Annotated in this window: 23 protein-coding genes and 2 pseudogenes; 13 read left to right on the top strand and 12 right to left on the bottom strand. The window is 71.4% G+C overall.

Translation table 11 applies throughout. The features are described from left to right. Nucleotides 1–190 precede the first annotated feature (190 nt). Entirely contained in the window at nt 191–775 is a 585-nt protein-coding gene (locus ACZ7P3_RS19200; RefSeq protein WP_472083131.1) for a 2'-5' RNA ligase family protein, read from the top strand. A gap of 18 nt (nt 776–793) precedes the next feature. Here ACZ7P3_RS19200 and ACZ7P3_RS19195 read toward each other — a convergent pair whose 3' ends face one another. Continuing rightward, nucleotides 794–1,549, bottom strand: coding sequence for a decaprenylphospho-beta-D-erythro-pentofuranosid-2-ulose 2-reductase (locus ACZ7P3_RS19195; RefSeq protein WP_472083129.1), 756 nt, complete (start codon nt 1,547–1,549; stop codon nt 794–796). Between the two features lie 83 nt (nt 1,550–1,632). On the opposite strand from ACZ7P3_RS19195, the gene ACZ7P3_RS19190 reads away from it, so the two are divergent. Beyond that, entirely contained in the window at nt 1,633–2,622 is a 990-nt protein-coding gene (locus ACZ7P3_RS19190; protein ID WP_472083127.1) for a YihY/virulence factor BrkB family protein, read from the top strand. Here ACZ7P3_RS19190 and ACZ7P3_RS19185 read toward each other — a convergent pair. Continuing rightward, nucleotides 2,570–3,886, bottom strand: a complete 1,317-nt coding sequence (locus tag ACZ7P3_RS19185) for a D-alanyl-D-alanine carboxypeptidase family protein (protein WP_472083125.1) — start codon at nt 3,884–3,886, stop codon at nt 2,570–2,572. The two genes, ACZ7P3_RS19190 and ACZ7P3_RS19185, sit on opposite strands and share 53 nt — an antisense overlap. Before the next feature lie 181 nt (nt 3,887–4,067). Here ACZ7P3_RS19185 and ACZ7P3_RS19180 point away from each other — a divergent pair, with 181 nt between their 5' ends. The 3 genes and pseudogenes from ACZ7P3_RS19180 (at nt 4,068) to ACZ7P3_RS19170 (ending at nt 6,299) form a co-directional block, all read left to right on the top strand. Beyond that, on the top strand, nt 4,068–4,307 hold the full coding sequence (locus ACZ7P3_RS19180; RefSeq protein ID WP_472083123.1) for an SCO4848 family membrane protein: 240 nt from the start codon (nt 4,068–4,070) through the stop codon (nt 4,305–4,307). Between the two features lie 54 nt (nt 4,308–4,361). After that, nucleotides 4,362–4,544, top strand: a pseudogene (locus ACZ7P3_RS19175) (metallophosphoesterase); the annotation flags it as partial. Between the two features lie 210 nt (nt 4,545–4,754). Continuing rightward, nucleotides 4,755–6,299 carry an ABC transporter substrate-binding protein gene (locus tag ACZ7P3_RS19170; protein WP_472083121.1) on the top strand — a complete coding sequence of 515 codons (1,545 nt, stop codon included), beginning with the start codon at nt 4,755–4,757 and terminating at the stop codon, nt 6,297–6,299. Nucleotides 6,300–6,408: 109 nt separating this feature from the next. Here ACZ7P3_RS19170 and ACZ7P3_RS19165 read toward each other — a convergent pair whose 3' ends face one another. The 10 genes and pseudogenes from ACZ7P3_RS19165 to ACZ7P3_RS19120 form a co-directional block, all read right to left on the bottom strand. Continuing rightward, nucleotides 6,409–7,137, bottom strand: coding sequence for a TetR/AcrR family transcriptional regulator (locus ACZ7P3_RS19165; RefSeq protein WP_472083119.1), 729 nt, complete (start codon nt 7,135–7,137; stop codon nt 6,409–6,411). Nucleotides 7,138–7,146: 9 nt separating this feature from the next. Next, nucleotides 7,147–7,683, bottom strand: a complete 537-nt coding sequence (locus ACZ7P3_RS19160) for a thiol-disulfide oxidoreductase DCC family protein (protein WP_472083870.1) — start codon at nt 7,681–7,683, stop codon at nt 7,147–7,149. A 5-nt stretch (nt 7,684–7,688) separates the two neighbouring features. After that, nucleotides 7,689–8,096 carry a hypothetical protein gene (locus tag ACZ7P3_RS19155; protein ID WP_472083117.1) on the bottom strand — a complete coding sequence of 136 codons (408 nt, stop codon included), beginning with the start codon at nt 8,094–8,096 and terminating at the stop codon, nt 7,689–7,691. A 106-nt stretch (nt 8,097–8,202) separates the two neighbouring features. After that, a complete protein-coding gene (locus ACZ7P3_RS19150; protein WP_472083115.1) occupies nt 8,203–8,613 on the bottom strand; it encodes a VOC family protein in 411 nt (136 codons plus the stop codon). Between the two features lie 107 nt (nt 8,614–8,720). Beyond that, nucleotides 8,721–8,966, bottom strand: a pseudogene (locus ACZ7P3_RS19145) (hypothetical protein); the annotation flags it as partial. 152 nt (nt 8,967–9,118) lie between these two features. Beyond that, nucleotides 9,119–9,898: a succinate dehydrogenase iron-sulfur subunit gene (locus ACZ7P3_RS19140; RefSeq protein ID WP_472083113.1), complete on the bottom strand. Its 780-nt coding sequence runs from the start codon at nt 9,896–9,898 to the stop codon at nt 9,119–9,121. Then, on the bottom strand, nt 9,898–11,652 hold the full coding sequence (sdhA, locus tag ACZ7P3_RS19135; RefSeq protein WP_472083111.1) for a succinate dehydrogenase flavoprotein subunit: 1,755 nt from the start codon (nt 11,650–11,652) through the stop codon (nt 9,898–9,900). Before sdhA ends, ACZ7P3_RS19140 begins: the two co-directional genes overlap by 1 nt. A 19-nt stretch (nt 11,653–11,671) precedes the next feature. Then, on the bottom strand, nt 11,672–12,154 hold the full coding sequence (locus ACZ7P3_RS19130; protein WP_472083109.1) for a succinate dehydrogenase hydrophobic membrane anchor subunit: 483 nt from the start codon (nt 12,152–12,154) through the stop codon (nt 11,672–11,674). 5 nt (nt 12,155–12,159) lie between these two features. After that, the gene (gene sdhC, locus ACZ7P3_RS19125; protein WP_472083107.1) at nt 12,160–12,540 is read right to left on the bottom strand and encodes a succinate dehydrogenase, cytochrome b556 subunit; all 381 of its coding nucleotides are present in this window, start codon (nt 12,538–12,540) and stop codon (nt 12,160–12,162) included. A gap of 192 nt (nt 12,541–12,732) precedes the next feature. Then, nucleotides 12,733–13,281, bottom strand: a complete 549-nt coding sequence (locus tag ACZ7P3_RS19120; RefSeq protein WP_472083105.1) for a 2-oxo-4-hydroxy-4-carboxy-5-ureidoimidazoline decarboxylase — start codon at nt 13,279–13,281, stop codon at nt 12,733–12,735. Between the two features lie 154 nt (nt 13,282–13,435). Here ACZ7P3_RS19120 and ACZ7P3_RS19115 point away from each other — a divergent pair, with 154 nt between their 5' ends. The 8 genes from ACZ7P3_RS19115 to ACZ7P3_RS19080 all read left to right on the top strand — a co-directional run bounded on the left by ACZ7P3_RS19115 (nt 13,436) and on the right by ACZ7P3_RS19080 (nt 20,827). Then, nucleotides 13,436–15,094: a beta-N-acetylhexosaminidase gene (locus ACZ7P3_RS19115; protein WP_472083103.1), complete on the top strand. Its 1,659-nt coding sequence runs from the start codon at nt 13,436–13,438 to the stop codon at nt 15,092–15,094. Nucleotides 15,095–15,217: 123 nt separating this feature from the next. Beyond that, nucleotides 15,218–15,991 (top strand): DUF4328 domain-containing protein, encoded by a 774-nt coding sequence (locus tag ACZ7P3_RS19110; RefSeq protein WP_472083102.1) that lies wholly within the window; start codon nt 15,218–15,220, stop codon nt 15,989–15,991. Between the two features lie 91 nt (nt 15,992–16,082). Beyond that, nucleotides 16,083–16,658, top strand: a complete 576-nt coding sequence (locus ACZ7P3_RS19105; protein WP_472083100.1) for a hypothetical protein — start codon at nt 16,083–16,085, stop codon at nt 16,656–16,658. 146 nt (nt 16,659–16,804) lie between these two features. Then, the gene (locus tag ACZ7P3_RS19100) at nt 16,805–17,191 is read left to right on the top strand and encodes a hypothetical protein (protein WP_472083098.1); all 387 of its coding nucleotides are present in this window, start codon (nt 16,805–16,807) and stop codon (nt 17,189–17,191) included. Nucleotides 17,192–17,428: 237 nt separating this feature from the next. After that, nucleotides 17,429–18,061 (top strand): RNA polymerase sigma factor, encoded by a 633-nt coding sequence (locus ACZ7P3_RS19095; protein ID WP_472083096.1) that lies wholly within the window; start codon nt 17,429–17,431, stop codon nt 18,059–18,061. 219 nt (nt 18,062–18,280) lie between these two features. Beyond that, nucleotides 18,281–18,550, top strand: coding sequence for a hypothetical protein (locus ACZ7P3_RS19090; RefSeq protein ID WP_472083094.1), 270 nt, complete (start codon nt 18,281–18,283; stop codon nt 18,548–18,550). Between the two features lie 526 nt (nt 18,551–19,076). After that, nucleotides 19,077–19,739 (top strand): RNA polymerase sigma factor, encoded by a 663-nt coding sequence (locus tag ACZ7P3_RS19085; RefSeq protein WP_472083092.1) that lies wholly within the window; start codon nt 19,077–19,079, stop codon nt 19,737–19,739. Further along, complete coding sequence (locus ACZ7P3_RS19080) at nt 19,739–20,827, top strand: hypothetical protein (protein WP_472083090.1); 1,089 nt, start codon at nt 19,739–19,741, stop codon at nt 20,825–20,827. The genes ACZ7P3_RS19085 and ACZ7P3_RS19080 overlap by 1 nt, the downstream gene beginning before the upstream one ends. Nucleotides 20,828–20,874 lie beyond the last annotated feature (47 nt).

Here is a 20,874-nt window from a genome sequence, read left to right as displayed (position 1 = left end):
GGAAGGCGTCCGGGGGCACCGGGAAGCACCCGGGAGCACCGCGGCGTACGCCGCACGCATGTCCGAGAGGGCAGAGCGCTGCACATCACTTCTGCTGCGCCTGCCCACAGGACATCCGTGGCCGTACAGTCAATATCCGACGGCCCGGACGAAGCGGCCGAGAAGAGAAAACACGACGACGGGAGACGACGTGGGGACCGTAACGATCGGCGTGTCGATCGCGGTCCCGGAGCCTCACGGCAGCCTGCTCCAGGAGCGGCGCGCGGGCTTCGGCGACCCCGCGGCTCACGGCATCCCCACGCATGTCACCCTGCTGCCGCCGACCGAGGTGGCGGCCGCCGGCCTGCCGGCGGTGGAGGCCCATCTCCTGGAGGTCGCCGCGGCCGGCCGGCCGTTCCCGATGCGGCTGTCCGGGACCGGCACCTTCCGGCCCCTGTCCCCGGTGGTCTACGTCCGTGTAGTCCGGGGTGCGGAGGACTGCAGCAGGCTGCAGCAGCGCATCCGCGAGGCCTCCGGGCCCGTGGCGCGCGACCTGCAGTTCCCGTACCACCCGCACGTCACGGTCGCGCACGGCATCGACGACGCGGCGATGGACCGCGCCTTCGCGGGGCTGGCCGACTTCGAGGCCGAGTGGCCGTGCACCGGCTTCGCGCTGTACGAGCAGGGCGTCGACGAGGTGTGGCGCAAGCTGCGCGAGTACGCGTTCGGCGGGTCCGTGGTGCCGCCGCAGGGGGGCCGTCCCGACATCGAGCGCGGGACGATCGCCAGCCGGTAGCCCCGGCCCCCGGCTCCGTCAGAGCGGCAGTCTGCGGTACAGCGCCCGCGGTGCGTGCCGCAGCGCCGACATCACCAGCCGCAGTGCTCCGGGTACCCACACGGTCTCCGAGCGGCGGCGCAGGCCCAGTTCGACGGCCGTGGCGACCGCTTCGGGGGTGGTGGCGAGCGGCGTCTCGGGCAGTCCGTCGGTCATCCTCGTGCGGACGAACCCGGGGCGTACGACCATGACGTGCACGCCGGTGCCGTGCAGCGCGTCGCCGAGGCCCTGGGCGAAGGTGTCGAGGCCGGCCTTGCTGGAGCCGTAGATGAAGTCGCCGCGACGGGCCCGTTCCCCGGCGATCGAGGAGAGGACCACCAGGGAGCCGTGGCCCTGGGTCTGCAGGGCGCGGGCGGCGACCAGGCCGGCCGATACGGCTCCGGTGTAGTTGGTCTGGGCGACCTCGACGGCACGCAGCGGGTCGCGCTCGTCGTAGGCCTGGTCGCCCAGGATGCCGAAGGCGAGCAGCACCATGTCGATGCCGTCCTCGGCGAACACCTTGCCGAGGACCGTCTCGTGGGAGGCGGGGTCGAGGGCGTCGAAGGCGACCGTGCGGACGTCCGCGCCCAGGGCGTGCAGGCTCCGGGCCGCCTGGTCCAGGGCGGGTCCCGGGCGGCCCGCCAGCCAGACGGTGCGGGTACGGCGGGCGATCAGGCGGCGGGCGGTGGCCAGCGCGATCTCGGAGGTGCCGCCGAGGACGAGCAGGGACCGGGGCAGTGCGGTGGCGTCCTTCATGACTGCTGACCGTATAGCCCGTATATGACCGTCTTGGTGAAGAAACGCGGTGTTGCCCTCCTCGGAGCGGGCACAGTCGGATCATGGACTGGCTGAAGAGGCTTCCCGGGATCGGGCCGATCGTCACCTGGCTGACGGCCACGCACGCGTGGCACTCGTACGAGCGTCTGGACCGGGTGAAGTGGACACGGCTGGCCGCCGCGATGACCTTCATCAGCTTCGTGGCGCTGTTCCCGCTGCTGACGCTGGCCGGGGCGATCGCCGCCGCCACGCTCAGCCCCGCGCAGCAGAAGAACCTGCAGAGCAAGATCTCCGACCAGCTCCCCGGCCTCGCCGATCAGGTGGACATCCACTCCCTGGTCCAGAACGCCGGCACCGTCGGGCTCATCGCCGGCGCCCTGCTGCTGTTCACCGGCATGGGCTGGGTGGGCCAGATGCGCGACTGTCTGCGCGCGGTGTGGGAGCTGCCCGACGCCGAGCAGAACCCGGTCCTCGCCAAGGTCAAGGACGCGGGCATCCTGGTCGGCCTCGGCGGGGCCGTCCTCGCCACGCTGGCCATCTCCACCGTCGCCTCCGCGATGGTGGGCTGGATCACCGACCAGCTCGGCATCGACCGGTCGGGCTGGGGCGGCATCCTGCTGCGGATCGCCGCGTTCACCGTCGCCGTGCTCGCCGACTTCCTGCTGCTGCTCTACGTCCTCACCCTGCTGCCCGGCGTCGAACCGCCGCGCCGCCGGCTGCTGGTGGCCGCGCTGCTCGGCGCCGTCGGCTTCGAGCTGCTGAAGCTGCTGCTCAGCGGCTACATCCAGGGCATCGCCAGAAAGAGCATGTACGGCGCGTTCGGCGTCCCGGTCGCGCTGCTGCTCTGGATCAACTTCACCGCGAAACTGCTCCTGTTCTGCGCCGCCTGGACGGCGACGCGGGGCAAGGAGGGTGACGAGGGCGGGGAGGACGAGGAGAGCGGGAAGGAGGAAGAAGGCGAAGAGGGCGGGGAGGGCGAAGAGGGCGGGGAGGGCGACCTCAGGGACGGGACCGACGGCGCATCAGGTCCGGCAGCGGCCAACGGCGGTTGACCAGGAACGCCCCGCCGGCCAGCAGCACCAGCAGCCCGCCCGCGACCGCCAGGGCGGTGCCGACCCCGCTGGAGCCGCCCGTGGCGGTGGAGCCGACCACCGGCTTCGAGCCGGAACCGGAGGTTCCGTGCGTGGCTCCGGTGGAGGCGGTGGCCCCCGGCTGGGCCGTGGACTGCGCGGCGTTCTTCGGCGGGACCAGCTCGCCCACCGGGTTGACCTTGCCGGCCGCCTGGAAGCCCCAGTCGAGCAGCTTCGCGGCCTCCTTGTAGACCTCGTTGTGCTCGTGCTTCTCCGGGTTCATCACGGTGACCAGCAGCACCCTGCCGCCCCGCTCGGCGACGCCGGTGAAGGTGGCGCCCGCGTTGGTGGTGTTGCCGTTCTTCACACCGGCGATGCCCTGGTAGACGGGCACGTCCGTGTCGCCGCTGAGCAGCCGGTTGGTGTTCTGGATCTCGAAGGACTCGCGGGCGGACGACGTGCCCTCGCCCTTGTCCCCGCCCTTCCCCCCGCCCTTGCCCTTGCCCTTCTTCACGGTGGCGCCGGGGAACTCGGCCCGCACGGTCGCGCAGTACTCCCGGAAGTCCTTCTTCTGCAGGCCCGAGCGGGCGAACAGCGTCAGGTCGTACGCGGAGGACACCTGGCCCTTGGCGTCGTAGCCGTCGGGGCTGACCACGTGCGTGTCGAGGGCCTGGAGCTCCCCGGCGTGCGCCTGCATGTCCCGCACGGTCTGCTCGACGCCGCCGTTCATCGAGGACAGCACATGGACGGCGTCGTTGCCGGAGCGCAGGAAGACGCCGAGCCACAGGTCGTGGACCGTGTAGGTCTCGTTCTCCTTTATGCCGACCATGCTGGAGCCCGCCCCGATGCCCGCCAGGTCGGCCGGAACCACCTTGTGCTCCGTCGTCTTCGGGAACCTGGGCAGCACGGTGTCCGCGAACAGCATCTTCAGCGTGCTCGCCGGAGGCAGCTGCCAGTGCGCGTTGTGCGCGGCGAGAATGTCGCCCGACTCGGCGTCGGAGACGATCCAGGAGCGGGCGGTGAGGTCCTTGGGGAGCACCGGCACCGTGCCGGCGAGGTTCACCTGCGTCCCGGGCTGTCCGAGCCGGACGCCGCCGACCTCCGACATGTGCGCCGGGGGAGTGGCCGTGGGGCTGGTCGAGGGGGTCGGGGCCGCGAGGGCGGCGGGAGCGGTGAAGGAGAGGGACAGCAGCGTGGCGGAGGCGACCAGCAGGGATCGCCGGCCGGTCTTCTTGGGTGCGGGCACGGTCGAGAACGTACCTGCCGCGGGACGCGAAGTCCCGCCGCGCGCCCCACCCCGCACACGCGACAGGAGACCCGGCGGCGATACTGATGTCGTGCCGTGCTCATCCGGGGAGCAACCCCCGGCCCCCTGGCCGCCCCGGCCGGCCGCGGTGGCCCGGCACTGTGTCGAAAGGTCTGCCCCTGTGAAACTCAGCCGCCCGGTCTCCTGGTTCCTGCTTGCCTTCGGGGTGTGGAGCTGGGTCATCTGGGTCACTTTCGTCAAGAACCTGATCAAGGACAGCAGCGGTCTCGCCTTCGACGACGGGCACCCGACCGCGTACTTCTGGGTGCACTTGCTGCTGGCGGTCGTCTCCTCCGTATTGGGGACGGTCATCGGGGTCATCGGGTTGCGTGGTCTGCGCGCGTTGCGCCGGACCTCATAGCGGGGGCGGACCGGTGGCGGTGGTCGTCGTCCTCGTGCTCGTCGCCCTGGCCGCGGCGGCCGGCTCCGGCCCGGCAGCCTCCTCGCGGCCGGCGCGAACCCGACCGCGGCCGGTCTCGACCGCTACGGCGACACGCAGCCGTACGTCGGCCGGGGCGCGGGTGCCTGGGGGCCGCCCACCCGGGTGGGGGCGCCGCCGGACGTGACGGTGATCGAGCCGGCCGCCGCGCGCGCGTGAGGGGAACCGCTCCCACGCCTGTGAAGACGCTGTGAAACCCGGCCGAAACAACACCTCGGTAAGTTCTTCCCCATCTGGTCAGAAAGCCCTTCCCCCAGTGAAATCCGTGTGATTAGGTGAGCCGCGCCGCTTAGGGGAGTGGCGACATTGTGCTGGCCAGGGGTAGGGCCTTGAAGGCCTGGGGAGGGCACCACCATGCGATCGGTTCGCATGCGGATTCTCGTGACGCTGCTCGTACTCGCCGTCGTGGGCATCGGCGGCTGGCAGTTGCTGCCGTCGCAGGAGAGCAAGAACAAGGCCATCACGGTCGGGACGACGGACGCCGTCACGTCGCTGGATCCGGCCGGCGCCTACGACGCCGGTTCCTGGGCCCTGTTCAGCAACGTCTTCCAGTCGCTGCTCACCTTCGAGCCGGACGGGGTCGAGCCGGTCCCGGACGCGGCGAAGAGCTGCGCGTTCGAGGGCGGCGGTCTCAAGACGTACCAGTGCAGGCTGCGCGACGACATCACCTTCCCGAGCGGACGCACGATGACCGCCGAGGACGTGAAGTACTCCTTCGACCGGGTCAAGAAGATCGACTCCGACCTCGGCCCGGCGTCCCTGTTCTCCACCCTCGGCTCGGTGAGCGCCGACAACGCCACGACGGTCACCTTCCACCTCTCGTCCTCGGACGCCACCTTCCCGCTGAAGGTCGCCACCGGCGCCGGTTCGATCGTCGACAAGGACAAGTACCCGGCCGGCGCCCTGCGCAAGGACTCCGGGGTCGACGGCACCGGCCCGTACACCCTGACCTCGTACACGAAGGACCGGCAGGCCGACCTTGCGCCGTACGCGCACTACAAGGGCTATCTGAGCGGTACCGGCCGCCCCGTCCAACTGCGCTACTACGCCGACTCCCAGAAGCTCGACAGCGCCTGGAGGACCAAGCAGGTCGACGTCGCCACCCGGACGCTGCCGCCGACCGTGCTCTCCGAGCTGAACCCGAGCGACCCGGACAACCGCGTCTCCGAGTCCGACAGCTCCGAGACCCGCAACCTCTACCTGAACACCCGCACCGGCTCCCCGCTGCACGACGCACGCGTGCGCCGCGCCATCGCCTGGCTGGTCAACCGCGAGCAGCTGGCCGCCACGGTGTACCACGGCACGGTCGACCCGCTGTACTCGCTGATCCCGACCGGCATCACCGGCCACACCACGTCCTTCTTCGACGCCTACCCGACGCAGAGCGCCAAGAAGGCGCGCGAGCTGCTCACCCAGGCCGGGGTGACCCTGCCGGTGCACTTCACCTTCGGCTACGGCAAGGGGCGGGGCCAGGGCGCGGAGGAGGCCGCGACGCTGAAGAAGCAGCTGGAGGCGACCGGTCTGTTCAAGGTGGACGTGCGGGGATACGAGTGGACGGACTTCCAGAAGCGCTGGGCCGCCGGGAAGATGGACGCCTGGGCGGTCGGCTGGGTGGCCGACTACCCCGACGCGGACACCTTCGGCTCCCCGCTCGTCGGCTCCGGCTCCACGATGAGCACCGGATACAGCAACAAGGCCGTCGACCAGCTCATCCTGGACAGCCAGCAGTACCCCGACCGCAGCCGGGCCGCCGAGGACTTCCGCGGCATCCAGGCGGACGTGGCGGCCGACGTGCCGCTGATCCCGCTGTGGCAGGCCAAGGAGTACGTGGTCAGCATCGAGGACGTCGGCGGGGGCCAGTACCTCACGGACGGCACGGGCGTCTTCCGCCTGTGGCGCCTGAACTGGATCTGATCGGCCCGCGGACGGCACGGGGGAGTTCCGTCCGCGGCACCCGAACGGGATCCGGCCGGCCCGCGGACGGCACGGGGTGTTCCGCCCGTGCCGTCCGGACCGGACCCGGTCAGCGCGAACGCGGGTCCGGCAGCGCCCTCGTCATTCCCGGCAGGAAGTCCGTGAACAGTTCATGGACCTCCAGGACCAGCGGGCGCAGCACCCGGAAGCGTGCCAGGGCGACTCCGCGGGCCGTCAGCCGCGCCCCCCGGCGGGCCAGTCGGTAGCTGCGCTCGCGGCCCTCGGTGCGGTCGAAGATCCAGTACAGGACGAGACCCATCTGGGAGAGCCACATCAGCTCCGGGAGGACGTCCCGCAGCTCGGGCGCCACCTTGGACCTGGAGCCGGCCAGCACCTCGCGGTGGACGCTGATGGCCGACTCGCGGGCGTGCTCGCTCTCCGGGGAGAAGGGGCTGAGCGGGCTGTCGGGGTCGGCGGCGTTCTTGAAGAACTGGACCGCGAACTCGTGGTACGGCCTGGCGATGTCCAGCCATGCCGTCAGGACGCCCGCGAGGCGGGCCTCCAGATCGGTCTCCCGGGCCAGGACCTCCCGGACCGCCACCTGGTGCTCGACGGCGATCCGGTCGTAGAAGCCCTGGATCAGGTGCTCCTTGCCCTCGAAGTAGTAGTAGGCGTTCCCGACGGAGACCCCGGCCTCCTTGGCGATGGCCCGCATCGTCGTCTTGTCGTAGCCGCGCTCCTGGAACAGCCGCATCGCGGTCTCCAGGATCAGCGCGCGGGTCTGCTCGGACTTGGTCTTGGGATCGGCCGCCTCGGGGCCGTCGTTCTTCGCGGGCACGAGAGGAGCCTAACCAGTGGCGCACCGGCCGTCGGAGCAGGACGGCGGGTTGTAACTCCAGCCCGTGCTCGGGTGGTACACCCATCCCTCGGCGAGGCGCTGCGTGCCGCCCCCGCCGATGTCGCCCTGCCGGTACGTCTGGCCGCCCCACTGCCCGCCGCGCCCCTGTGCGCCCCGCCATTTCGCGGCCGCCAGCACCGCGCCCCGGGCCAGCCTCGCCCCGGCCGGAGTGCTCAGCCTGTGGGCCAGCGGGCGGTGTTCGCGCAGGGCCCACAGCACGACGATCCAGGCGCGGGAGGCCTGGTAGACCTGACCGGAGTCGCCGATCACGGTGACCTCGTCCAGGGTGGCGGCGTGATCGAGCCCCGGGTAGCGCCTGCGGGCCTCGGCCGACCCGGCCGGCACCAGCTCCAGCGGCACCAGCTGCGACTGCCGTACGAGCCAGTCGCGCAGGTGGGTGCAGAGGCCGCACTCGGCGTCGTACAGGACGGTGAGCCCGCGGACCGGGGCACCGGCGGCGCCCCGGTCCGCGGCCGCGGCGGTCACGGTGCTCACGCCCCGGCCGTGGGCGGGACCCAGGCCTGCGGCGGCACCGGCGGCTGCTGCTCCCGCTCCATGATCCCGCGGCGCCGCATCTTGTTGAGCACGTACACGTTGCCCAGGTGCATCACGCCGAGCACCAGCAGCACCACGCCCAGCTTGGTCGACAGGGCCTCGAAGATGCCGCGGGTGTCGTCGATGGTTCCGCTGCCGCTCAGGTACAGCGCGACGAAGCCGAGGTTGACCAGGTAGAAGCCGACCACCAGGAGGTGGTTGACGGCGTCGGCGAGCTTCTCGTTGCCGCGCAGCACGTCGGCGAGGAAGATCCGGCCGTTGTGGCTGAGCGTGCGGGCCACCCAGACGGTCAGCGCGATGCTGACGACCAGGTAGATGACGTAGGCGATGACGGTGCGGTCCATGCCCCACCCCTTCTTGAACGCGTTCAAAACGCTGGCAGGGATGACTGTAGACCTGTTTTTGAACGCGTTCAACGCAAGAGGTGGAGGGGTGCGTGTGGTGCTGCTCTCAGTTCCTCCGCCCCAGCTGGGGGCGCTTGGAGTAGTCCGTGAAGCCGAGGACGTTGCCCCACGGGTCGGCGGTCTCCACGGTCCAGCCGGTGGCCACCGGGAAGGCCTCGTCGAGCGGCGCGATCCCGGCGGCGGCCAGCTGTCGTGCCGCCGCGCGCGCGTCCGCCACCTCCAGCCACAGGCGCGGCGCGGGCCAGGACGGCGGCCGGTGCCCCAGCCCGTCCTCCAGGCGCAGCAGGATCCCGGGGGTCTCGCCCCCGACCTTCAACAGCGCGATCCCGCCCTCGTCGAAGCGGAACGCGACGCTGAACCCGGCCCGCTCGTAGAAGGCGACGGCCTCGCCGAGGTCGCCGACGGGAAGCACGGCGTTGTCGAAACCGAGCAGTTCGTACGACTCATGGTCTGACATGTCGTCAGATTAGAGTGTCCGGGCGAAAGGGCGCGGCGACGGTCCGGGAGCCCGGTGGTGCGATCACTCGTTGAGGCGAGGCGGCCCCGGCCGGCCGGGGCCGGCACTCACATGGCGCTCAGCGACCGGGCGTAGTTGATCTGGCCCATGACGGCCGGGAAGGTCTGCGGTCCGAGGGCCGGGACCATCGTCGAGTGGTGCCGGCCCGCGCTCGTCACGGTGATCTGGATGTAGCCCGTGGTCTTCTTCTCCTTCAGCAGGAGGAAGAACAGGCCCAGAAGGCAGAACAGGAAGAAGACGATCGCGAGCACGATGGCGTGCGAGGGGATCTTCTCCTCGGTGTGCGACATGTCCAGCCGTGGTCGATCAGGCTGTTGGATCAGCCCCTCGTCCTGCCAGTTCTCCCCCGGCGGATGTGATGAACGGCTGGTCCGATGATCCAAGGCCGAGGGGCCGTTCCTCCCGCCTCCGGGAGGAACGGCCCCTCGTACGCTCGGACGTCCCGTCAGTAGCGACGCGTGATCAGCGCGCGCTTCACTTCCTGGATCGCCTTCGTGACCTCGATACCGCGCGGGCAGGCGTCCGTGCAGTTGAAGGTCGTGCGGCAGCGCCAGACGCCGTCGCGGTCGTTGAGGATCTCCAGGCGCTGCTCGCCCGCCTCGTCACGCGAGTCGAAGATGAAGCGGTGCGCGTTGACGATGGCGGCCGGGCCGAAGTACTGGCCGTCGTTCCAGAAGACCGGGCACGAGGACGTGCACGCGGCGCAGAGGATGCACTTCGTGGTGTCGTCGAAGCGCTCGCGGTCCTCGGCGGACTGCAGCCGCTCGCGCGTCGGCTCGTTCGTGTCCTTGGTGACCAGGAACGGCATGACGTCCCGGTACGCCTGGAAGAACGGCTCCATGTCCACGACCAGGTCCTTCAGGACCGTCAGGCCCTTGATGGGCTCGACCGTGATCGGCTTCTCGGGGTTGATGTCCTTGATGAGGGTCTTGCAGGCAAGACGGTTCTTGCCGTTGATCCGCATCGCGTCCGAACCGCAGATGCCGTGCGCGCAGGAACGCCGGAAGGTCAGCGTGCCGTCGACGTCCCACTTGATCTTGTGGAGGCCGTCGAGGACGCGCTCCTTGGGGTCGATCTCCAGCTGGAAGTCTTCCCAGACCGCCTCCGCCGAGACCTCCGGGTTGAACCGGCGGACCCGGAAGGTGACCGTGATGTAGGGGGAGTCGGCGAAGCCGGGCTCGGGCTGGCCGGCCGCGTCCGCCTTGTCCAGAACAGGGGTAGCCATCAGTACTTACGCTCCATCGGCTGGTAGCGGGTCTGGACGACCGGCTTGTAGTCGAGACGGACGGTTTCCGAGCCGTCGGCGCCGACCTCGCGGTACGCCATCGTGTGGCGCATGAAGTTGACGTCGTCGCGGTTCGGGTAGTCCTCGCGGTAGTGACCGCCGCGGGACTCCTTGCGGGCCAGGGCGGACACCGCCATGACCTCGGCCAGCTCGAGCAGGTTGCCCAGCTCGATCGCCTCCAGGAGGTCCGTGTTGAACCGCTTGCCCTTGTCCTGGATCGACACGTTCTTGTAGCGCTCGCGCAGCTCGGCGATCTTCTCGACGGCCGTCTTGATCGTCTGCTCGGTGCGGAACACCATGACGTTGGCGTCCATGGTCTCCTGCAGCTCGCGGCGGATCGTGGCCACCCGCTCGGTGCCGGTGGAGTTGCGCAGCTGCTCGATCTGCTCGACGACCAGCGACTCCGGGTTCTCCGGCAGCTCGACGAAGTCGGCCGTGTGGGAGTACTCGGCGGCGGCGATGCCCGCACGGCGGCCGAAGACGTTGATGTCCAGCAGCGAGTTGGTGCCCAGGCGGTTGGCGCCGTGCACGGACACACAGGCGACCTCGCCGGCCGCGTACAGGCCCGGGACGACGGTGGTGTTGTCCGCCAGGACCTCGCCCTCGACGTTGGTCGGGATGCCGCCCATCGCGTAGTGGGCGGTGGGCTGGATCGGGATCGGGTCCGTGTACGGCTCGATGCCCAGGTAGGTGCGCGCGAACTCCGTGATGTCCGGGAGCTTGGCGTCCAGCTGCTCCGGCGGGAGGTGCGTGAGGTCCAGGTAGACGTGGTCGCCCTCGGGACCGCAGCCGCGGCCCTCGCGGATCTCCGTGTAGATGGAGCGGGAGACGACGTCACGGGACGCGAGGTCCTTCATGACCGGCGCGTACTTCTCCATGAAGCGCTCGCCGTCCTTGTTGCGCAGGATGCCGCCCTCACCGCGGGCGCCCTCCGTCAGCAGGATGCCCATGCGCCAGATGCCGGTCGGGTGGAACTGGAAGAACTCCATGTCCTCCAGCGGCAGGCCCCGGCGGTAGCAGGCCGCCTGGCCGTCACCGGTGAGCGTGTGCGCGTTGGAGGTCACCTTGAAGAACTTGCCGGTGCCGCCGGAGGCGTAGATGACGGCCTTCGCCTGGAAGACGTGGATCTCGCCGGTGGCCAGCTCGTACGCCACCACGCCGGACGACTTCCTGACGCCGTCGACCTCGGTGATCAGCTGGTCCAGGACGTAGAACTCGTTGAAGAACTCCACGCCCTCCTTGACGCAGTTCTGGTACAGCGTCTGGAGGATCATGTGGCCGGTGCGGTCCGCGGCGTAGCAGGACCGGCGCACGGGCGCCTCGCCGTGGTTGCGGCTGTGACCGCCGAACCGGCGCTGGTCGATGGTGCCGTTGGGCGTCCGGTTGAACGGCAGGCCCATCTTCTCCAGGTCGAGGACGGCGTCGATGGCCTCCTTCGCCAGGATCTCGGCGGCGTCCTGGTCGACCAGGTAGTCACCGCCCTTGATCGTGTCGAAGGTGTGCCACTCCCAGTTGTCCTCCTCCACGTTGGCCAGCGCGGCGGCCATGCCGCCCTGCGCGGCGCCCGTGTGGGAGCGGGTGGGGTAGAGCTTGGTCAGGACGGCGGTGCGGCTGCGCTTCGTCGCCTCGATGGCCGCGCGCATGCCGGCGCCGCCGGCGCCGACGATGACGGTGTCGTACTTGTGGATCTTCATGTTTCTCGCAGCCCCGTGCCTAGCGGATGTTCGGGTCGAAGGTGAAGATCACCAGCGTGCCCAGCAGGATGGTGAACACCGTGGCGGTGTAGAGCAGGCCCTTCAGCCACAGCCGGGTGTTCGCGCGCTCCGCGTAGTCGTTGATGACCGTGCGCAGGCCGTTGGCGCCGTGCAGCATCGCCAGCCACAGCATCGCCAGGTCCCAGATCTGCCAGAACGGGGACGCCCAGCGGCCGGCCACGAAGGCGAAGCCGATCTTGGAGACGCCGCCGTCCAGCACCAGCTGGATCAGCAGGTGGCCGAGGACGAGGACGACCAGCACGACGCCGGACAGGCGCATGAAGAGCCAGGCGACCATCTCGAAGTTGCCCCGGGTCGAACGCGGGGTCTTCTTGGTCCGCTTGCGCGGCGCCTCGATGAACGGGGCCGGGTTCTCGACGCTGTAGACGGGGGCTCCCTCGACGGGGCCGACGCCGGACGCGGTGGATTCAGTCGTGGACATGGGCCTCAGCTCCCGAACAGAACACGAGCGGCGTGGCCGAGGACGGGATAGAGCGCCCCGGCCATCAGGACGACCCAGACACCGACGACGGTCCAGAGCATCTGCTTCTGGTAGCGCGGGCCCTTCGACCAGAAGTCGACGGCGATGACGCGCAGGCCGTTGAGCGCGTGGAAGAGGATGGCGGCGACGAGGCCGTACTCCAGCAGCGCGACGATCGGCGTCTTGTACGTGGCTACGACCTTGTCGTAGTCGTCGGGGGAGACACGCACGAGAGCGGTGTCCAGGACGTGGACGAACAGGAAGAAGAAGATGAGGACGCCGGTGACTCGGTGAGCCACCCAGGACCACATTCCTTCCCGGCCGCGGTACAGCGTTCCAGCCGGCACGGAAGAACCCTCCGGGAGCGGGGACTAGGGCCGCGCCGGCTTCACTGTCGGTCGGGCCCGGCCGGGTACGGTCCACCGGCCCTCAGCATCGTATCCATGCGGTGGCGTGAGGCTTACGGGGGGCCTACTCGTGTGATCAAAGTGGCACGCGGTTGGGCTAGCGACGTGCGGCAACCGGGGTGGAGTGTCCTGTTATCTGCCGGGTGCGGACGCGTTGTGGCTGGTCGCGCAGTTCCCCGCGCCGCCGAGGAGCTGGCCGAGCCGCTGTCCCGCGAGGCGCCTGAGTTCCTCCGCCGCTGTCACCCGTTCCTCCTCCGGATCGTTTGTCAATCGTGATCGGATGCCTTCGAGGACGTGGTCGAGGGTCTCCGCGGGCGGCGTATCACCCAGATAGATGACGAACGCGTGGCCGAAACGGGCCTCGTACGCGGCATGGGCCGCGCTCAGGGCCGTGTGGGCGACCGCGTACGTCCCGTCCGGCAGCTCGGGCAGGCGCTCGCCCGCCAGCGCCTCCGACAGATCGGCGGGGGACAGGTCGTACGCCGCCTCGTCCGCCGCCGCCAGGAGGGAGTCCAGGTCGGGGTAGGGACGGTGGTCGGCCAGCCGGCGGGACCAGCGCAGGCAGTACAGGCAGCGCTGGAGCAGGGCGCGGGCCTCGTCGGCGGAGGCGGCGTTGAAGGCGTCCAGCGGCTGGGGAAGGTACGGGAGACGGTGCGCAGGCAGCGTGGGTCCTCGCGTCACATGTGGTGTGGCAGCGGATGCTGTGAAAGGTGTGTCATCACGTTATCGAGAGTGGTCACTGTGTGTCCGTAGGATGCCTGATTTTCACCCGGACGGAAGAGTTTCAGAACGTCTCGGTGACGAATGAACTGCGGATCGGACGTACGTTGTTTGAGTGAGCCAGCACAAGCGCCGGGTCTCGGCGCAGCAGGTGAGGCGCAAACGGGCGGTCGTGGCCGTCACGTTCGCCGGGACCGTCGCGCTCGGCGTGGGCGTCGGCTTCTGGGCCTCGGCGGACGGGGGCGGCGGGCGGCCGGCGGGCAGCACGGGGCAGGCGCCGTCGAAGCGCGCGTCCGCCGCCGCGTCCAGTGACGCGGCCACTCCGAGCAGTACCGCGCCCAGCCGCTCCTATCCGCTCTCCCAGGCGCCGCGCACCATACCGGCGGTGCGCTCCCACACCCCGGCGCGCGGGCCCGGCTGGAAACCGCAGCACGGCGAGCGGGTGGTGGTGAGCGATCCGGAGCTGGCCGACGAGGGCCGGCTGATAGCCGGTGAACTGGGGCTGGCGTACGCGGGGGAGAAGGACGACGTACGGGCCGGGGACCTGCGGCTGGCCCTGGGCGGCGGGGGCGGGAACCCCGAGTCGTACACCATGACCGTCCGCGGGGGGCGGGTCGACATCAGCGGGCCGGCCGACGCCGGGGTCTTCTACGGCACCCGCACCCTCAAGCAGGAGGTCCACGGTGCCGGCGCGGCACCGGAGGGTGTCGTGCGCGACGAGCCCGCCAAGCCGGTGCGCGGCTTCATGCTGGACATGGCGCGCAAGCCGTACACCGCGTCCTGGATCGAGGACCGGATACGCGAGCTGGGGGACCTGAAGTTCAACGAGCTGGGCCTGCACTTCTCCGACGACCAGGGCTTCCGGATCGAGTCCAGCACCCATCCCGAGATCGTCTCCAAGGACCACCTGTCCAAGGCGCAGGTCAAGCAGATCGTGGATCTGGCGGCCGCCCGGCACATCACCGTGGTGCCCGAGATCGACTCGCCCGGACATCTGGGCGCGGTCATCGCCGCCCACCCCGACCTGCAGCTGCGCAACGCGAACGGGGACGCGACACGCGGCGCGGTCGACATCTCCAAGCCCGGTTCCGCGAAGATCGTGGACGATCTGCTCAACGAGTACGCCGGCCTGTTCACCGGCAACCAGTGGAACCTCGGCGGCGACGAGTACCAGGCGCTGACCGTGTCGGACCCGCAGACCTCCTACCCGCAGCTGGCGGCCGCCGCCCAGCAGAAGTACGGCTCCGGCGCCACCGTCGCCGACCTCGCCACCGGCTGGCTGAACGACCGGGCCGCCACCGTGCGCGCCCACGACCGGACCATGCGCGCCTGGAACGACGGCTTCTACGCGAACACCTCCGTGCAGCCCGCCAAGGACCTCCAGGTCGCCTACTGGACCGGCAAGGAGATCGGCGCCCGGCCGCCCGCGGAGTACCTGAGCGCGGGCCGCAAGCTGATCAACTACAACGACGAGTTCCTGTACTACGTCCTCGGGCAGCCGCAGACCTTCGTCTACCCGACCGGGCAGCGGATCTACGAACAGTGGACCCCGCGGGTGGTGCGCGGCACGACCGCCGTACCGGCGAACTACGACGGGCAGATCCTCGGCGGCACGTTCGCGGTCTGGGGCGACTTCCCGAACGCCCAGACCCAGGACCAGGTCGCCGCCGGGATACGGATGCCGCTGCGGGCCACCGTGCAGAAGCTGTGGGACCCGGGCACCCCCGCGCAGTCCTGGTCCGACTTCCGGAAACTGGCGAACCGGCTGGGCTGAGACCGCACCCGGATTCGAGTGGACGTGCGAGGGCCGCGAACCGTATCTTCCGGTGTTCACCGTCGCGCACCCGGCTCAGGGGAGAGCCGCGCGCTTCCATGTCGTTCCGGGGGAACTCCTTTCATGACCTGTGCCCGCTGCCAGCACTTCGCCGCCGCTCCCGGAGGCACCCTGTGCGCCCAGTGCGCCACGGTCGCACCGCCGGTCGCCGCGCCGCCGTTCGCCGGGGCGCCCGGTGCCGTTCTGCGCTCTCCGGTCGGGCTCGGCCGGGCCACCGCGGTGCTGCTCGGCCTGGTCATCGCCGCCGACCTGTTCGCCGTCGTCGCCGATACGCTGCAGATGAACGTCGCCGGGGACATGGCCGACAGGGCCACCGGCGCCGATGTGCTGGACCGTGCCCACCGGGCCGACTCGCTCTACTCCGCCTCCGGCGTCGTCCAGGGCGTCGCCCTGCTGGCGACGATCGTCGTGTACCTGTGCTGGCTGTGGCGGGTGCGGGTCAACGCCGAGGTGTTCAACCCGGGCGGGCACGGCAAGGCGCGGGGCTGGGTGATCGGCGGCTGGTTCGTCCCGGTCGTGAACCTGTGGTTCCCGCGCCGGGTCACCCTCGACATCTGGGACTCCAGCGCCCGCTGGGCCGAGCGCCCGAGCCATGCGCTGGTCAACTGGTGGTGGACGGTGTGGATCCTCTCCCTGCTCGCCGACCGGGCCGCCACCACGGAGTACGGCCATGCCCACAGTGCGGACGAACTGCGGGCGGCCGCCCGCCAGATGCTGTTCTCCGACGTGGTCGACATCCTGGCCGCCGCGCTCGCCGTCCTGGTGGTTCTCAAGATCACCCGGATGCAGCACCAGCGGGCTCTCGCGGGCGCCGAGCCGGTCCTGGCCTTTGGCTGAAAACTCCTGGCTGTGACACTCCCGCGCCGTCGCACGCAGTAAGGGGAAGTGCGGGCTCCGTAAAGGCGGTGCCCTGGCGAGGGAGGCTTCCATGAGCCTGGTGGAACTGATCGCGCAGGCCGACGAACGGGGACTGGCCGCCAGCGGGCTGGCTTGTTTGGATCGGTGCGTACCCCTGCTGGACGGAGACGACGAGGCGCTGCGCCCGCTCTGGGCGAGCCTTGCCGACGGCTCCGACTGGGCCCGGAGCCTGGACAAGGCGCGCGGCGCCTTCGACCCGGCGGGATCCGGCGCGGACGGGGAGGCCGGCGTGGACGAGGCCGCGCTGCTCGCCCGCCGCATGCTGGACGCGGCCCCCGCCGAGCGCACCGCCGAGGCGATACGGGTCTGGGCCGACGCCTGCTCCGTCGCCTCCCTGCGCATCCACCGGCTCCTGGATCCCGCCGTGGACGACACCGCGCAGGGCGAGCGCCCGGACGACGGACGCGAGGGCGGCACCGAGGGCGTGTCCCCGCTCGTCGCCGCCGAGCTGCGGCGCCAGGTCGTCGTCCTGGAACTCCTCGCCGAGCACGGCACGCACGGCCTGCGCCGCGCCCTGGACGTCACGGTCGAGGGCCGCAGGGTGCTGCGCGCGGTGGTGTCCCGCCGGGCCCGCGGCCGCGGCTGAACGGAATTCAAACCCCGCTTCCGGGTGAGTCCTGTGACTGTCGTGCGGTGGCGGTGGGGCGGTCCTGCACCGGTTGGGGAAACGGTCCGGATCCGCGTGACGGAAGTCCGCCCGCGCCCGCTTTTCCCTATGTGACAGCCCAGTACGTGACAGCACAGCAGGAGACCCGGCCGCACGCCGCGGCGAAGCCCGTACGGTGGGCGGCCGACACGGTGGCCACCATGCGCGAGGGCGCGCGGGTACGGCTCGACTACTCGGCGCAGAGCCTGTGGCGGGTGGACCGGATGATCGAGGAGATACGCCGCGAAGGACCGCCGTACGCGGCGGTCGAGAGCGCGCTGCGCGGCTTCGGCGCCTACGCCGGTGAGGTCATCGTCCGCCGGACCGGCGCCGAGTGGTGGGCGACCGGCGGCGAGCACTGGATCCGCACCCCCGACGGCCGGCTGTGGGACCCCATCGACGAGGCCCGGCGGTGCTTCGGCGGCCATGGCTCGCTGCGCCTGCTGTGCCGGGACGCGACCGCCACCGGCTGACCTTCCGGCCCGTGCCCCTCGCGCGGGCGGGCCCCGGCCCGGGGGAGCGGGGGCACCGGCGATCGGCCCTCGCCGCGCGCCCCTCGCCCCGGGGCGGCGTCCGGCCGCCGAGGGCCTGTGACACTTCTGTGAGGCCCGGCGCTGATGACCTTGGAAGGCGTGGACACGGCCGCGGTGCGGCGCCCGTGCGGCATGCGCCATGCGGTGGCCACGAACTCGGCGCGAACGAGGACTGTCTTGGGCCAGGGAGGGGAGACCCGTCGACCGCAGGCAGGCGACGGGGAACTGGGCGCGGCCGTCGCGCGGGCCCAGGAGGGTGACGAGAGCGCCTTCGCGGTGGCCTACCGGATGGTGCAGCCGGGCCTGCTCGGCTATCTGCGCGGCCTCGTCGGCGACGACGCCGAGGACGTGGCCTCCGACGCCTGGCTGGAGATAGCCCGCGACCTCGGACGGTTCCGGGGGGACGGCGACGGGTTCCGCGGCTGGACCGCCACCATCGCCCGGCACCGGGCCCTGGACCACCTGCGCAGACAGCGGGTACGGCCCCGGCCGGCGGCGCTCGAGCAGGACGTACTGGAACTGCCGGGGCCGCACAGCACGCACGAGCAGGCGCTGGAGTCCCTGTCCACCGAGCGCGCCCTGGAGCTGATCCGTGCGCTGCCGCGCGACCAGGCCGAGGCGGTGCTGCTGCGGGTGGTCGTCGGCCTCGACGGCCCCGCCGTCGCACGCGTCCTGGGCAAGCGCCCCGGCGCGGTCCGCACCGCCGCGTACCGCGGGCTGAAGCGGCTGGCCCGCCAACTGGGCGCCCAGGACGCGGCGGCGACCGGTGTGACGGATGAGGGCCCCCGAACGCTGGGGGAGTCGGAATGAACGGCGGCCGCCGGTGGCCGTGCGGATGCACGGGACCGCCGGGACGAGGCCTCCGGCGGATCCGAAGCGGCACGGCGGGCCGGACCGGGAGCGGGAACAGACATGGGTGAACGGCACAGCGGCGACGGGTCGCCCTGCCGTCGGCACGGGCACCCCGCCGGCACGGTCCTGGGACCGGGGCCGGAGCCCGCACCGGCACCGGCGCCGGGGCCTGGACCGGTGCCGGTCGACGGGGATGCCGCGTTCGAGGCGCGGTTCGCCGCCGCGATCCGCGGGGACGGCCACCCGGAAGGGCGCCCGGAGGGCCACCCGGAAGGCCGCCTGGAAGGACGCCCGGAGGGCCGCTTCGAAGACCGCCCGGAAGGCGTCGATCCCGAGGCCGAGCGGCTCGCCGTGGCCGCGTTCCGCGCCGCCCGGGACTCCGGAGCACACCGGGCGCGGACCCGGCGCCGGGACGACTGGCGCCCCCGGGAGCCGCGTCGGCGGTGAGAAGGACGTAGTGGCCCACCGCGCCGCCCGGTTGACCCGCACCGAAGGACAAAAGGCCGACAAGCGTGCGAAGTCGAACAACAACAGCAGTTCGGGCACGGAGGCGAGGGCCGGCAGGAGATATGAGGGCCGGCAGGAGTACGAGGGCCGACAAGGGTGTTACGAGGGCCGGCAAGGGCGTGAGGGCCGGTGCAAGCGCGAGGGCCGGCGCGGATCCGAAGACCGGCAGGCGTGGTGCCGCCGACTCGCCGAAGGCCGACGGGAGGAGCAGGCGAACCGGCCCTCCCGCCCGCGTCGAGCGGCCGGGGCAACGGCCGGGGCCGCCACCCCCCACAGGAGAGGCCCCGGCCGTCGCGCGACACGGACCGCGCGGCGGCCCGTACTTTTCTCAGCGCCATGAGTGCGTTTTCTGTCACACCCGCGCGTGTCACGAGTTAGTTGCATCTTCTACAGACATGGACGAGGAACGGTTTCACGCCGTAACGTGCCTTTCGCGCCGACCGAAGACGGGCGTAAAGGGAGTGCGGTGCTGGGGGACGACGCGGAGCTGACCACCGCGGTGCGTGCGGCACAGGGCGGGGATGAGACCGCGTTCCGTACGGTGTACCGCGCGGTGCACCCGAGGCTGCTCGGATACGTACGCACGCTGGTAGGAGATCCGGACGCCGAGGACGTCGCGTCCGAGGCCTGGCTGCAGATAGCCCGGGACCTCGACCGGTTCAGCGGCGACGCCGACCGCTTCCGAGGCTGGGCCGCCCGGATCGCCCGCAACCGCGCCCTGGACCACATACGCATGCGCGGCCGCCGCCCCGCGATCGGCGGCGACGAGACCGAACTGACCGGCCGCGCCGCCGAGTCCGACACGGCCGGCGAGGCCATGGAGGCGCTGGCCACGAACGGCACCCTCTCGCTCATCGCGCGGCTCCCGCAGGACCAGGCCGAGGCGGTCGTCCTGCGCGTGGTCGTGGGCCTCGACGCCAAGACCGCCGCCGAGACGCTCGGCAAGCGCGCGGGCGCCGTACGCACCGCCGCGCACCGCGGCCTGAAACGGCTCGCGGAGCTGCTCGGCGACGATCCGGAATCGGCGGGCGTGCTCGACGCGCTCCCGCCCCAGCGAGAACCGCGCCGTCGCGCGGTGACGTCCGCCACTGTGACGCATACGCGTGCGCGGACGCAGAAGGACATGTGATGGCCGACGAGCAGTACAAGTGGCTGACCGGGGAGACGGCGGAACGTCTGCTGCGCGGTGAGTCACTGGAAGCCGTCGACGCATCCGTCCGTGACCAGGCCGAACAGCTGGGCAAGGCGCTGGGCGCGCTCTCCGCCCAGGCTGCCCCCGCGACCGGTGAACTGCCCGGCGAGCAGGCCGCGCTGGCCGCGTTCCGCAAGGCCCGTGCGGAGACCGAGTCCGAGCGCACCGCCGCCGCCCTCGGCGAGGGCGCCCCCGGCAGACGCTCCGTCCGCGCCGCACGCGGCGCGGACGCGGGTCTGGTTCGCATCGGCGCCCCGCCCCGCACCAGAACCGGAACCGGCTCCGGGCGCCCGCACTGGGCCCGTCCGGTGCGCCTCGCGCTCGCCGCCGCGGTGGCCGCGGGCATGCTCGGCGGCGTCGCCATGGCCGCGGGCAGCGGGGTGCTGCCGATGCCGTTCCACCGCGAACCGGGGCCCGCGGCCTCCGTCTCCGCCCAGAACTCCGGACGGCCCCCCACCTCTCCCTCCCCGCGGTCCTCCCCGGGCATCGTCCCCGACATCGACACGCCCAGCCCCGGCAGCAGCGGTTCCCCCGGCGCGGACCCCTCCCGGAGTACCGCCGGACAGGACGCGGACGAGGACAAGGGCGCCCGTCCCGGCTCCGGCGCACCCTCCACCACCCCCGGTACCTCGTGGCGGGGCACCGCCGTCGCCGCTGCCTGCCGCGACCTGCAGGACGGCAAGGACCTGGGCTCCGGCCGCAGGCGGGTCCTGGAGGTCCTGGCGGGCGGCTCCGCGCGGGTGGCCAAGTACTGCAAGTTCGTCCTCGCGGGCCAGTCCGCCTCCGGGGGCGACAGCAAGGGCGACGGCGACGGCAACGTCGGCAAGGGCGACGGGAAGAGCGGCAAGGGCGACGGCGACGGCCGCGGCGGTGACGACGACGGTCATCCGGGCCCGGGCCGGGGTCACGGTCACATCCGTCACCGGGGCGGCATCGCCTCCCCCTTGCCCTCGGCCTTCGCGCCGCGCACCCAGGGCCGACCGGTGCCGGTGCCCCTGCCGAGCCCGTCGTACACCGCGCTCTGACCTTTACATACGCCTCTGACCTGCGGTTTTGTTGATCGCGAAAATTT

The organism is Streptomyces sp. NPDC107581 (assembly GCF_055657175.1).
This window is presented reverse-complemented; position numbering and strand designations above follow the sequence as displayed.

What these genes read in the sequence shown, in the direction of transcription:
- ACZ7P3_RS19195 (WP_472083129.1), bottom strand. Translation starts at nt 1,549, where the DNA reads ATGAAGGACGCCACCGCACTGCCCCGGTCCCTGCTCGTCCTCGGCGGC.
- ACZ7P3_RS19190 (WP_472083127.1), top strand. Translation starts at nt 1,633, where the DNA reads ATGGACTGGCTGAAGAGGCTTCCCGGGATCGGGCCGATCGTCACCTGG.
- ACZ7P3_RS19170 (WP_472083121.1), top strand. Translation starts at nt 4,755, where the DNA reads ATGCGGATTCTCGTGACGCTGCTCGTACTCGCCGTCGTGGGCATCGGC.
- ACZ7P3_RS19155 (WP_472083117.1), bottom strand. Translation starts at nt 8,096, where the DNA reads ATGGACCGCACCGTCATCGCCTACGTCATCTACCTGGTCGTCAGCATC.
- ACZ7P3_RS19150 (WP_472083115.1), bottom strand. Translation starts at nt 8,613, where the DNA reads ATGTCAGACCATGAGTCGTACGAACTGCTCGGTTTCGACAACGCCGTG.
- ACZ7P3_RS19140 (WP_472083113.1), bottom strand. Translation starts at nt 9,898, where the DNA reads ATGGCTACCCCTGTTCTGGACAAGGCGGACGCGGCCGGCCAGCCCGAG.
- sdhA (WP_472083111.1), bottom strand. Translation starts at nt 11,652, where the DNA reads ATGAAGATCCACAAGTACGACACCGTCATCGTCGGCGCCGGCGGCGCC.
- ACZ7P3_RS19130 (WP_472083109.1), bottom strand. Translation starts at nt 12,154, where the DNA reads ATGTCCACGACTGAATCCACCGCGTCCGGCGTCGGCCCCGTCGAGGGA.
- ACZ7P3_RS19110 (WP_472083102.1), top strand. Translation starts at nt 15,218, where the DNA reads ATGACCTGTGCCCGCTGCCAGCACTTCGCCGCCGCTCCCGGAGGCACC.
- ACZ7P3_RS19105 (WP_472083100.1), top strand. Translation starts at nt 16,083, where the DNA reads ATGAGCCTGGTGGAACTGATCGCGCAGGCCGACGAACGGGGACTGGCC.
- ACZ7P3_RS19080 (WP_472083090.1), top strand. Translation starts at nt 19,739, where the DNA reads ATGGCCGACGAGCAGTACAAGTGGCTGACCGGGGAGACGGCGGAACGT.